Origin of the sequence: Pedobacter cryoconitis (assembly GCF_014207135.1) — a bacterium.
GTDB lineage: Bacteria > Bacteroidota > Bacteroidia > Sphingobacteriales > Sphingobacteriaceae > Pedobacter > Pedobacter cryoconitis_D.
Genome location: NZ_JACHCC010000006.1, coordinates 323,553 through 336,478, shown reverse-complemented (window position 1 = coordinate 336,478; position 12,926 = coordinate 323,553). Strand labels below are relative to the sequence as shown.

Sequence of the window (12,926 nt, the reverse complement as noted above, 5' to 3'; positions counted from 1 at the left end):
TTAATGACCAGAAAAAGCATCCTCCTGTTTCTACTTAGCTTATTCGCAATCAGTACACAGGCGCAGCAAATTTTCAGTAACAACAAATATCCGCTGGTCGATTTCCGGCCACCTTTAGATATAGTCCCCCCTGCACTGGCAGGATCATTTGGTGAACTCAGAGGTAATCATTTTCACTCTGGAATAGATTTTCGCACCAATCAGCGCGAAGGTTACCCTGTTCACGCTATTGCAGACGGATATGTATCCAGAATGCGGGTACAAAACAGTGGGTTTGGCCTGGCCTTATATCTTGTTCATCCGAATGGATATACTTCCGTTTACGGTCACTTATCCCGTTTCGCCCCAAAAATAGCTGCCGCAGTAAAAGCGCTGGAATATCAGAAAAAAACATTTGAACTGGACGAGTTTCCTGCCGCAGATCTTTTCCCTGTACATAAAGGTGATATCATAGCCTACTCCGGAAACCGGGGAAGTTCAGGTGGCCCGCATCTGCATTTTGAAATCAGGGATACCAAGACAGAAAACACCATTAATCCCCAGTTATTTGGCATCGAAATACCAGATAACATCCCTCCGGTCATCTATGCGTTGTACGTTTATAAGCTAAATAAAAAACCGTTCAACGAATATACGCCTAAGCAATATGAGCAGGTGACCGGTGCAAACGGAAAATACGCATTGAATAAGGCAACCCCTATAAATATCAGTGGCGAAACCGGCTTTGGTATTACAGCTACTGACCGACATAACGGCGCATCTGGTATTAATGGTGTATATTCCATAGAACTCGAAGCGGACGGAAAAAAAATCTTTACATCTGCAATGGAAAGGTTTGCTTTTGAAAACAGCAAAGCCATCAACTCTCATATAGACTACCCTGCCTATATGACCAGTAAAAAAAGCATTCAGAAGAGTTTTGTGGATCCGGGAAACCCGCTTCAGATTTACAGCAGTCTGGTTAATAATGGCAGGATCGATTTTAAAGATCAGCAGGTACACGAAATGAAATATATCGTCACCGATGCCAAAGGAAATAAGAGCATACTGCAGTTTACGGTAAAGTCTGATGGTAAGTCAGTAATTTCTACCCCCGACCAGCCAGATGGGATTCCCTGCTTGTATAGTAAAGAAAATGAGTTCTCTGCCGAAGGCCTTAAAGTGGTTCTTCCCAAAGGCACTTTGTACAACGACTTTAACCTGATTTACAAAATCAAACCGGAGCCAGCCAGAGGGGCCTATTCTCAGGTCTATCAGATCCATAATAATCTTACGCCATTACATAATGGTTTTGATCTCTGGATTAAAGCCGATTCGAAACTGGGTAACCTAAAGGACAAAGCAGTTATCGTTAGTACCAGCGGCGCATCGCAAGGCGGGGTTTTCGAAAATGGTTATATCAAAGCCACTCCAAAAAACTTCGGAAGTTTTTACGTCACCATAGATACCATTCCGCCTACAATTATCCCTTTGAACATAGGGGATGGCAAAAATATGTCTGGCATCGCAAAAATGACTTTCAAGATTCATGATAACCTGTCCGGTATCAAAAGCTTTAACGGTTATATTGACGGAAACTGGGTGTTGATGGAATTTGATACTAAAACAGCTACCTTATGGCATTCTTTCGATGAACGCACCCAACCAGGAAAACATTCCTTTAAACTGGTTGTGGATGATCTTAAAGGCAACAGCAAAACTTATTCAATTAATTTTATAAAATAATTATGAGCGAATTAAAAGAAGGTCAGAAAGCTCCTGAATTCACCGCAGCAGATCAGGATGGAAATACAATCAGCCTGAATCAGTTCCAGGGAAAAAAGGTAGTGTTATATTTCTACCCTAAAGATGATACCCCGGGCTGTACAGCTGAAGCTTGCGATTTCAGGGACAATTACCAGGGATTAAAAGCACAGGGAATAGTTGTACTGGGCGTAAGCGTTGACGATGAGAAATCTCATCAGAAGTTTGCCACCAAACATAACCTCCCGTTCACCTTACTGGCCGATACTGATAAAAAAATTGTAGAGGCTTATGGCGTCTGGGGAGAAAAAAACATGTACGGTAAAAAATATATGGGTACTAACCGTACTACATTTGTCATTGATGAAAATGGTCTGATAGCCCATATCATTAAAAAAGTTGACACTAAAAACTCAACTTCACAGATACTGGAACTACTCCATAATTAATCGTTTAAGGACGGTTAAAATCATATTAAAAGGTATTTTAAGGCCTTTATATTAAATAATAAATGCTGGCAATAAACTATATTTGCTAGCATAGTTAAACAATCCAATTTAGATGAAACACACGATCAATGAATTAGAGGACATTGTTTCTCAGGTACGAAGAGATATTGTAAGAATGGTACACGGCTGCCAGTCAGGACATCCGGGCGGATCTTTAGGTTGTGCAGAATTTATGACTGCATTATACTTTGAGACCATGAACCATTCCACAGATTTTAAAATGGATGGTAAAGGAGAAGATCTGTTTTTCCTTTCAAATGGTCACATTTCTCCAGTATTTTATAGCGTGCTTGCCCGTTCCGGTTATTTTGAAGTCAGTGAATTAGCTACTTTTAGAAAATTAAATTCCCGTGTACAGGGTCACCCAACTACACATGAAGGTTTACCAGGTATCAGAATTGCTTCCGGATCTTTAGGTCAGGGCATGTCTGTTGCGATTGGTGCAGCATTAACCAAGAAACTAAATAAAGATCACTCTCTTGTTTTCAGTTTACATGGAGACGGAGAATTACAGGAAGGCCAAAACTGGGAAGCGATTATGTTCGCTCCACATAACAAGGTGGATAACCTGATTTCTACCATCGATTACAATGGACAGCAGATTGACGGTCCTACTGAAAAAATATTATCATTAGAAAATCTTCAGACAAAATTTGAAGCTTTTGGCTGGCATGTCATTACTTCCAATGGAAATAACATGGAAGATATTGTTAAAGCTTTAGAATATGCTAAATCACTTACTGGTAAAGGCAGACCGATCCTGAACCTGATGAGTACTCAAATGGGACATGGCGTAGATTTCATGGTTGGTTCACACAAATGGCATGGTACAGCGCCAAATGACGAACAACTGGCATCTGCTTTAAGCCAGAACAAAGAGACATTAGGGGATTATTAATTAAAGGTTCATCATGCCTTTTTTAACCAGGCATATTACAATTGAAATTAAAAATGAAGAAATATACATATTCAGAAAAGAAAGATACACGTTCTGGTTTCGGAGCTGGTTTACATGAAGCTGGTCAGCAAAACCCTGATGTAGTAGCACTTTGTGCGGATCTGAAAGGTTCCTTGAAAATGGACGCTTTTGCCGATGAATTTCCTGAGAGATTTATCCAGGTAGGAATTGCTGAAGCAAATATGATTGGTATTGCAGCAGGAATGACTATCGGAGGAAAAATTCCTTTTACCGGTACATTTGCCAATTTTTCTACAGGCAGGGTTTATGATCAGATCAGACAGTCTGTTGCTTACTCCAATAAAAATGTTAAAATCTGCGCTTCACACGCTGGTTTAACATTAGGAGAAGATGGTGCTACTCACCAGATTCTGGAAGACATAGGTCTGATGAAAATGTTACCTGGAATGGTTGTGATCAATCCTTGTGATTATAATCAGACTAAAGCAGCAACTTTAGCTATTGCAGCTTATGAAGGACCTGTGTACCTGCGTTTTGGCAGACCAAGTATTCCGGTTTTTACTGATCCTGATCAGAAATTTGAGATTGGTAAGGCATGGATGGTGAACGAAGGCACTGACGTGACTATTATCGCAACGGGACACATGGTATGGAAAGCTATTGAAGCTGGCGAACAATTAGCCGAACTGGGTATTGATGCCGAAATTATAAACATCCATACAATCAAACCTTTAGACGAAGAGGCGATATTAAAATCAGTTCAAAAAACAGGTTGCGTAGTGACTTGTGAAGAACACAATAAATTTGGTGGTTTAGGAGAAAGTGTAGCACGTTTATTATCTACAGAACTTCCTTCACCTCAGGAATTTGTTGCTGTGAATGACAGTTTTGGAGAAAGTGGAACACCGGATCAGCTGATGACAAAATACGGACTGGATACTATCCATATTGTTGAAGCAGCTCAGAAAGTAATCAAAAGAAAATAATAGATGAAGCAGGTTGAAGATGATGAAATATTGGCGAAGTTTTCTGTAGAGAGTAGTCGTAATGAAGCCTTTAACCTGCTTATCAAAAAATATCAGGAAAAAGTCTACTGGCATATCCGCAGAATAGTCATCGATCATGATGATGCCGATGACCTTGTTCAGGAGGTCTTCATCAAAGTATGGAAAAACCTGTCTAAATTTAGAAATGATTCTAAGTTATATACATGGATTTACCGTATTGCAACAAATGATTGTATTACCTTTTTGAATAAAAAGAAACAGCGGAATAACGTCTCAATGGAGGATGTTTCCGATGAGCTTTCTGAAAGCCTGATTGCTTCTTCCTATTTCAACGGAGATAAAATACAAATGAAACTGCAGCAGGCACTCCTTATTCTTCCCGAAAAGCAGAGGCTGATTTTTAATATGAAATATTATGATGACCTGAAGTACGAAGAGATTTCTGAAATCCTGGGAACCTCAGTAGGTGCTTTAAAAGCCTCTTTTCATATCGCAGTTAAAAAAATAGAAACTTTTATGCTAAATGATGACATTACCTTTTAAACCTTTTGAGGTTTTATGCATCCATATAACATATAATTTCAGATAATTCTGATGTTACAGACCTGGGAAAGCTAAAATTATACACAATGAAACACGATATAGACGACGGATGGAAACAAGAAGCACCTTATCTGGCTTCCCTTCAAAAGGAAAATCCATTTAGTGTTCCTGAAGAGTATTTTAATAAACTGCCTGAGATGATTAACGGCGCGCGCTATGCCGATAAACTCAGAGAAGCTATTCCTATGTCTGGTTTTACCGTTCCTGAAGAATACTTCAGCGAGCTGCACAACCGTATTTCACTCGAAACTGAAATCATCAGCAGATTACAAAATTTCCCGAAGGAGGAAGGTCATCAGGCACCTGATCTGTACTTCGAGAAATTGCAGGCGCGCATACTGGCTAAAACTACCGAGGCATTAATACCAGTAAAACATGAACCTAAAATCATTCGTTTATGGCATAATGACCTGATCAAATACGCTTCGGTTGCCTGTTTTATTCTGGTCACTGCCTTTGGTCTTTTTCTCAATCAGCAAAGAGAGATTGGAATTACTGAAATAGCCAACGAACAAATGTTATATGATATGAACGAACAGGATATCATCGACCATATTCAGGGGGACAATACTGCTGTGAAAAATAGCGATACCACTAATGAAAATCTGGAAAATTATATTCTGAACAATTTTTCTCAAAGTGAACTATCACCAGTAAATAATTAACACACCATGAAGAACTTACTTGCAGCACTTTTATTCCTGTCTCTTCCTTTTTTTGTGTCTGCACAACATAACAAAGGCAGAAATACTGAGATAGAAGCTTATAAAGTTTCTTATCTGAAAGAAAAACTAGAACTAAGCCCGGAAGAAGCGAAGATATTCTGGCCAATTTATAACTCATGGCAGGCAGAACAGGGTGCCTTACGCCAGGAGCGCAGAAAAAACATGATCAGCTTTAGAAAGACTACTGAAATTGAAGAACTCTCCGATACACAAGTGGAGACCCTGATTAATAATGAACTGAATTTTAAGCAGAAAGATCTGAATATTGAGCGTAAGTACTATAATAAGCTAAAAACAAGTCTTCCGATAAAAACTGTAGGTAAATATTACAGAGCAGAACAAACCTTCAAAAAAGAGTTACTGAGCCGGTACAAAGACACTAAAAAGTCTTAGTATCTAATTCATTTTTTGTCGTTTAATCAGCCAGGCAGTTAGTATGCCCGAGAACCCGGTGGCTATATCAGCATCAATGAGGTCAATTTTATATTGCGCACATTTTAGCGTAATCATTTTCCGGTAGGCCCGATAGGCTTCCAGGTAATTGTCTTTGACAGAGGCTGTATTGGTTTTAATTGATTCACCGGTCTCCATATCGACGAACAGGTAAGGTCTGTTTCCAAAGTCAAAGTCCACTTCTTTAGCCTTATCTGTAACATTGAAAATGATCACCTCATGTTTATTAAATTTCAGGTGCTGTAAAGCTGAAAATAAAGCATCCTGATCATGAGCTGTTTGTACTGTTGTCAGAAGATCACTGAAAATAACTACCATAGAACGTTTGTGAACAGACTCTGCTACCTGATGCAATGATCTTTCCAGGTCTGTCTTTACGTTCAGTACAGAGGCTCTTAACACCTCCTCAAGATGGGTTAGCAAATATTTCTGATGGACTGTAGTTGATCTGGCCTGGGTATTGAACACCAGCTGATCTGTAAACAGACTCAATCCAAAAGCGTCTCTTTGCCTTTTAAGTAATTCGATCAGTGCAGCAACAGCCTGAACTGAAAAGGTGAGTTTATTATAGCTCCCTTCAGGGAAATACATGGAGGACGAAGTATCAATTACAAACTGGCAGCGCAGATTCGTTTCTTCTTCGTACCGTTTGGTGTATAATTTATCAGTCTTTGCAAATAATTTCCAGTCAATATTCCTGACATTGTCACCACTGTTATAAGCTCTGTGTTCTGCAAATTCAACAGAAAATCCATGAAAAGGACTTTTATGTAAACCTGTAATAAATCCTTCCACAACCTGTTTGGCCAGTAATTCCAGGTTACTGTTAAACTGATAAGCAGACTGGTCTCTTTGAACCTCCATTTTGTAAATTTAATGAATTAAGCTAACTTACCATTCATTGAAAGGTATGAATAAATCTCCTGGTCTCAAACACCGGCTTTTATTAAGAAGCATTGCTATTTTTTACGGATTGTTATTCCTTAGCGGTCTGATCTCCTCTGCTTATTTTCTGACAGATATAGTCCGGTTAAAACCGATTCCAATGATTGGTTTACTCAAATATAGTCTGTTGTGTATTTTGTTTTTAATTCTTCTGGTTCATGCAGCCAGGGCACTAAGCCTCAAAAGCCGTTATCTCAGTCTTTTTGCCGGCAGTACTAAAAATTTCAAATGGTTATTCACTATTGCCATTATAATCTGCCTTATGGCAAAGATGGGATTATTTGATCTTGCGAAGGATCACCCGATAGAAATATCTTATATCCAGCTAGGGGTATTAACTGTTGTCGGGATATTTTGCTTCTGGAGCGACAAGCTGCTGAAGCAAAATGAAATATGAAGACATAAAAAAAGCATCCGGAGATGCTTTTTTTATTATATATAGAATTGATTACAATTGTTTATCCAGTTTACCAGCTAATACTGATTTTGGAACTGCACCAACTTGTTTATCAACTACCTCACCATTTTTGAAGAATAACAAAGCAGGGATATTACGGATACCGAACTGAGTAGAAATCTGTGGGTTATTATCCACGTTTACCTTACCCACAACTGCTTTTCCTTCGTATTCTTTTGATATTTCATCTACTACCGGACCTACCATGCGACATGGACCACACCATTCTGCCCAAAAGTCTACTAAAACGGGTTTATCTGATTTCAACACAACTTCCTCGAAGTTGGCGTCTGTGATTTCTAAAGCCATAATTATTATTTTTATTTGTACAAAGATATAATCAATTGTAATGCCACCAAGTTTTCTAGTGCCAAAATGACATTAGTTCAACTTATAACTGACTACATTCATCGTTTTGAGCTGCTCCAGGAACCGGTTATCAGGATTGATTTTCAAAGACTTAGAAGGAAGATCCAGCGAAACATTTTGTTCTCTGTCGTACACAATAAAATTCAATTGACAGTTTTGCTGTTCTGTATTTTCCTTATTTTCTTCAATAATCGCCAGTAACTGAGTAATGATCTGATCATTTATTCCATGTATCGGGATTTGCACAGTAATAGTTTTCGCCAGTTTATCCCTTAAATCTGATAATAAGGCTATAGAAGTGATTTTAAACTCCCAATCCCCTTCTTTACGGAAACGTTCGCCAACACGCCCCCTGATCTGCAGGAAATACCCGTCAGTCATAAACTGCTTAAACTTCACAAAATCCTCGCCGAACAAGGCCAGTTCACAGCTATCATTATAATCTTCAAAAACAATCGTTCCGAATGGTTTACCTGTTTTTGTCATCCTTTGTGCAGAGATTACTACTAATCCCCCAACGACAAGCTCTCTGTTTTTGATTCCTTCAAATTCTGCCAATACGTCTTCATTTGTATCACCCATCCGTATTTTATTCACAATAGAAAGGTGACGAACACTATGCTGACAGAATTCTTTCAGTTCCAGTTTGTAATTATCCAGGGGATGTCCGCTCAGGAAAATCCCGATCGCATCCTTTTCATATTTCAGTCTGTCAATTAAAGTCCATTCGGTAGCTACCGGCAGGGTCGGTTCATTAATCATGTCCGCTACCGTTCCTCCAAACAGGGATGACTGTGAAGAAGATTCACTATTCTGAAAATCATTGGAATATTTGATCAGTTTCTCAATGCCATTCAGTTTATCATTGATACCCATAAAGAAGAACTGCGCCCGGTGGAAACCAAAACTGTCGAAGGCTCCGCTATAGACAAAGCTTTCGTAAGCTTTCTTATTCACCGTCCGGGTATTGGAACGTCTGGCAAAATCGTAAATACTGGTATATAGTCCTGTCTTATTCCGTTCATCGATAATACTCTCTACCGCTTTCTCACCTACTCCCTTGATTCCAGAGAGGCCAAAACGTACTTCTCCATGATTATTTACAGAAAACTTGAGGATAGACTCATTCACATCCGGGCCTAATACCTGTACGCCCATCTGCTTACACTCTTCCATGAAAAAAGCAACCTGCTTAATATCACTCATGTTGTTGGTCAGTACCGCAGCCATGTACTCTGCCGGATAATGTGCCTTCAGATAAGCAGTCTGATAAGCGATCCAGGCATAACAGGTAGAGTGTGATTTATTAAATGCGTAAGAAGCAAATGCCTCCCAGTCTTTCCATATCTTTTCTAAGGTAGCCGGAGCATGTCCTTTTTCCGCCGCCTGAGCAACGAATTTAGGTTTCATCTTATCCAGGACGTCCTTCTGCTTTTTACCCATTGCCTTACGCAGTACATCGGCCTCACCTTTGGTAAAACCGGCCAGCTTCTGCGACAGAAGCATCACCTGTTCCTGGTAAACCGTAATCCCGTAAGTTTCTTTTAAATACTCTTCACAGGCATCCAGGTCATACTTAATTTCTTCCTCCCCGTTTTTCCTGCGTACAAAACTCGGAATGTACTCCAGTGGTCCCGGACGGTATAAAGCATTCATTGCAATCAGGTCACCAAATACTGTTGGCTTAAGTTCCTTCATGTATTTCTGCATTCCTGTCGACTCATACTGAAAGATACCTATAGTTTCACCACGCTGGAAAAGTTCGTAGGTCTTCACATCGTCAATCGGAAAATCATCGGGATCAAGCTGGATCCCTGTTCTTAACCTCACCAGTTTGACAGTATCTTTAATCAGGGTCAGGGTCTTTAAACCCAGAAAGTCCATTTTCAGCAATCCCGCACTTTCAACCACAGAGTTGTCAAACTGCGTCACATACAAATCCGAATCCTTGGCCATGGCCACAGGTACGTAATTTGTAATATCATCCGGCGTAATAATTACACCGCAGGCATGGATACCTGTATTTCTTAAAGATCCTTCCAGTATTCTGGCCTGTTGTATCGTCTCCGCACTTAAGCTTTTGGATTCGGCCAGATCTTTCAGTTCAGCTACTTTTTCATATTCATCGGCCCGCAGTACCCCTCTCAGCGATTTCTCATCAAGGTTAAAGATCTTGGCCAGTTTCAGGTTCGGAATAAGTTTGGCAATTTTATCTGCTTCAAAAAGTGGCAGATCAAGCACCCTTGCTGTATCCTTGATAGAAGACTTGGCCGCCATCGTACCATAGGTAATAATCTGGGCTACCTGGTTCGCACCGTACTTTTTGATTACATAGTCCATTACCCGGCCACGTCCCTCATCATCGAAGTCAATGTCTATATCGGGCATGGATACCCTGTCTGGGTTCAGGAAACGCTCAAATAGGAGATCATATGTAATCGGGTCGATATTGGTAATCCACAGACAGTAGGCAACTACAGAACCCGCGGCAGAACCACGTCCTGGTCCTACAGAAACATCGAGATTCCTTGCCTCCCGGATAAAATCCTGCACAATCAGGAAGTACCCCGGATAACCTGTTTTTTCAATGGTCTGCAACTCGAAATCCAGACGCTCTATGATTTCAGGAGTCAGCGTTCCGTATCTCTTTTCTGCGCCTACATAGGTCAAATGGCGCAGATATTTGTTTTCACCCCGTTTACCTCCATCCTCTTCATCTTCAACAACCAGAAACCGTTCAGGAATATCAAATTTAGGTAAGAGTACTTCCCTGGCCAGTTTATAAATCTGTATCTTCTCAATGATTTCCTGAATATTCAGAATGGCTTCAGGCAGATCAGCAAAAAGCTTTTTCATCTCCTCCGAAGACTTGAAATAATATTCCTGGTTAGGCAGGCCATAACGGTATCCACGGCCACGGCCAATAGGTGTGGCTTGTTTTTCCGCATCCTTCACACATAACAGGATATCATGTGCGTTGGCATCTTTTTTATTGATGTAATAGGTGTTGTTAGTCGCGATCAGTTTGATCTCATGTTTTTTTGCCAGTGCAATCAGTGACTTATTCACTACAGTCTCATCATCCTGGTTATGGCGCATGATCTCGACATAGAAATCAGGGCCAAACAACGATTTCCACCAGGTCAGCGCTTCTTCTGCCTGGTTTTCACCCATATTCAGTAATTTACTGGCAATTTCCCCGTAAAGGTTCCCTGAAAGAACAATGATGTCTTCCTTATACTGCTCGATAACGGCCCTGTCAATTCTCGGCACATAATAAAATCCTTTAGTATAGGCAATAGAAGACATCTTGGCCAGGTTATGATACCCGCTTTTATTTTTTGCCAGCAGTACCATCTGGTAACCATTATCCTTACGCGATTTATCCAGGTGATTTTCACAAACAAAGAATTCGCAGCCCACGATCGGGGTAATCGGCACCTCTGAAGGTTCCTCTCCTTTTTCTTCAGCCGCTTTATTTCTGGCTTCAACTCCTTTATTGTGATTAAGCACCTGGTTCACAAAATGGAAGGCCCCCATCATATTGGCATGATCTGTCATCGCCACAGCAGGCATTTTATCTGCCGCTGCTGCTGCAATCAGCCCGGGAATATTAATCGTTGACTGTAAAACAGAAAACTGCGTATGATTATGTAAATGGACAAAAGCAGCATCTTTAAGTTCCTGCTGATTATCCCTGAGTGTTTGTTTGGAAACTCCCGGTCCTTCGGTCTTCTCCTGTCTTTTCCTGATTTCATCAGAAGCAGCCTTGAGATTAAAATGTTGCAGTCCGATCACCGGTATAACCGCTGGCTGATGAGCTTGAAATTCGCGGAGATAATTCGGGTCTGCCTGGAGCTGTTCAGGTGTAAAGACCTCCATTCTGACTAACTGAAGGAAACAGCGCGTGGTTGCTTCCACATCCGCCGTTGCGTTATGCGCTTCAGCAAACGGTACACCAAATAAATAAGTATGTAATTCGGTCAGTGTAGGCAATTTGAACCTGCCTCCTCTACCTCCGGGGATCTTCAGTAAATTTGCAGTAACTTCAGTACAGGTATCCAGCACAGGCATTTGGGCCATAGGGCTCTCTACGCCCATACGGTAAAACTCTGACCCCATAATATTGACGTCGAAGCCAATATTCTGTCCTACCACGAACTTTGCCTTTGAAAGCGCCAGGTTAAATTTCTCCAGTACTGAACGGATATCAATCCCCTGTTCTGTGGCTAACTCTGTTGAAATACCATGTATGCGTTCGGCATCATAAGGAATATTAAAACCATCTGGTTTAACCAGGTAGTCTTCATGTTCCATGAGATTTCCTAATTCATCATGCAACTGCCAGGCAATCTGAATACACCTTGGCCAATTGTTCGTATCGGTTACGGGTGCATTATAATTGGCAGGTAGACCTGTAGTTTCGGTATCAAAAATTAAATACATAGAAGGGTAATTATGAATCCTTGTTTTTTCAAACAAATCAGATCAGCAAAATTACGGTTTTTTAAGAGTCCTAAGTATACGAATTTAATAAATTTCAGGAAGAATAGCTGTGTCCCTTTGGTACTGCAGCTTTATGTTCCTGAGAGACAAGCTTTGAAATATCATAGCCTCTTTGCTGACAGCGGTCGATAATTTCATCCAGCAGACTGGCTGGTAATTCAGGTTTCCGTGACAGGATAGAAAGATGCTTATGTTTGGGATGTCCTATTACCGCATAAGAATAATCTTCTGCCAGTTCTACAATCCAGTAATCTATCTTTAAAGGCCAGACAAACTGAGCTTTAAGCTGCGCATTATTAGTTCCTCTGACTACAATAAGTTTGGATCTTACATATTTTGTTTCCGTCTCACCAGCTACTTTATAAGTTGTGAATACGGCATAGTAACCATCAGGATGTATGACATATGTCTCTGTGGTTTCATGCCAGTTCTTATCCATGAAAGTCGGTATGGACAATAAAGAATACCACTTACCTGCATAAGACATGATATCAACTTTTTCAACAGGCGTATTATCCAGCATAGCGTTCCCCCTTATTTAAATGGTATTATAAGCATGTCCAGAAATTATCTGGTAAGCTCCGGCAAATGTAAATTCTTTATCATAAAACCAAGAAGGTCTGATAAAGTTTTAAAAAGCATTTTAAGAAATTCTAAAATTTGTCCATTAATTTGTTTTGATGAATTTTA

The 12,926-nt window shown here is 40.2% G+C and carries 12 protein-coding genes; 8 read left to right on the top strand and 4 right to left on the bottom strand.

The genetic code is table 11. The features are described 5' to 3' along the window. Positions 1-3 precede the first annotated feature (3 nt). The 7 genes from HDF25_RS13255 to HDF25_RS13225 all read left to right on the top strand — a co-directional run bounded on the left by HDF25_RS13255 (position 4) and on the right by HDF25_RS13225 (position 5,899). A complete protein-coding gene (locus HDF25_RS13255) occupies positions 4-1,725 on the top strand; it encodes a M23 family metallopeptidase (RefSeq protein WP_184625420.1) in 1,722 nt (573 codons plus the stop codon). A 2-nt stretch (positions 1,726-1,727) separates the two neighbouring features. Then, on the top strand, positions 1,728-2,192 hold the full coding sequence (gene bcp / locus HDF25_RS13250) for a thioredoxin-dependent thiol peroxidase (protein WP_184625418.1): 465 nt from the start codon (positions 1,728-1,730) through the stop codon (positions 2,190-2,192). A gap of 112 nt (positions 2,193-2,304) precedes the next feature. Continuing rightward, a complete protein-coding gene (locus tag HDF25_RS13245) occupies positions 2,305-3,150 on the top strand; it encodes a transketolase (RefSeq protein WP_184625416.1) in 846 nt (281 codons plus the stop codon). Between the two features lie 53 nt (positions 3,151-3,203). Then, positions 3,204-4,157 carry a transketolase family protein gene (locus HDF25_RS13240; RefSeq protein ID WP_184625413.1) on the top strand — a complete coding sequence of 318 codons (954 nt, stop codon included), beginning with the start codon at positions 3,204-3,206 and terminating at the stop codon, positions 4,155-4,157. Positions 4,158-4,160: 3 nt separating this feature from the next. Further along, positions 4,161-4,721, top strand: a complete 561-nt coding sequence (locus tag HDF25_RS13235; RefSeq protein ID WP_184625411.1) for an RNA polymerase sigma factor — start codon at positions 4,161-4,163, stop codon at positions 4,719-4,721. Between the two features lie 86 nt (positions 4,722-4,807). Then, on the top strand, positions 4,808-5,446 hold the full coding sequence (locus HDF25_RS13230) for a hypothetical protein (protein ID WP_184625409.1): 639 nt from the start codon (positions 4,808-4,810) through the stop codon (positions 5,444-5,446). 6 nt (positions 5,447-5,452) lie between these two features. After that, a complete protein-coding gene (locus tag HDF25_RS13225; RefSeq protein WP_184625407.1) occupies positions 5,453-5,899 on the top strand; it encodes a hypothetical protein in 447 nt (148 codons plus the stop codon). A gap of 3 nt (positions 5,900-5,902) precedes the next feature. Here HDF25_RS13225 and HDF25_RS13220 read toward each other — a convergent pair whose 3' ends face one another. Beyond that, positions 5,903-6,823, bottom strand: coding sequence for a DUF58 domain-containing protein (locus HDF25_RS13220; RefSeq protein ID WP_184625405.1), 921 nt, complete (start codon positions 6,821-6,823; stop codon positions 5,903-5,905). A 46-nt stretch (positions 6,824-6,869) separates the two neighbouring features. Here HDF25_RS13220 and HDF25_RS13215 point away from each other — a divergent pair, with 46 nt between their 5' ends. Continuing rightward, positions 6,870-7,301: a hypothetical protein gene (locus tag HDF25_RS13215; RefSeq protein WP_184625403.1), complete on the top strand. Its 432-nt coding sequence runs from the start codon at positions 6,870-6,872 to the stop codon at positions 7,299-7,301. 51 nt (positions 7,302-7,352) lie between these two features. On the opposite strand, the gene trxA is transcribed toward HDF25_RS13215, so the two are convergent. The 3 genes from trxA to HDF25_RS13200 form a co-directional block, all read right to left on the bottom strand. Beyond that, positions 7,353-7,670 carry a thioredoxin gene (trxA, locus tag HDF25_RS13210; protein WP_037439851.1) on the bottom strand — a complete coding sequence of 106 codons (318 nt, stop codon included), beginning with the start codon at positions 7,668-7,670 and terminating at the stop codon, positions 7,353-7,355. 72 nt (positions 7,671-7,742) lie between these two features. Then, positions 7,743-12,176, bottom strand: coding sequence for a DNA polymerase III subunit alpha (dnaE, locus tag HDF25_RS13205; protein WP_184625401.1), 4,434 nt, complete (start codon positions 12,174-12,176; stop codon positions 7,743-7,745). A 94-nt stretch (positions 12,177-12,270) separates the two neighbouring features. After that, positions 12,271-12,759: a lipocalin family protein gene (locus HDF25_RS13200; RefSeq protein WP_260409370.1), complete on the bottom strand. Its 489-nt coding sequence runs from the start codon at positions 12,757-12,759 to the stop codon at positions 12,271-12,273. Positions 12,760-12,926: the final 167 nt, after the last annotated feature.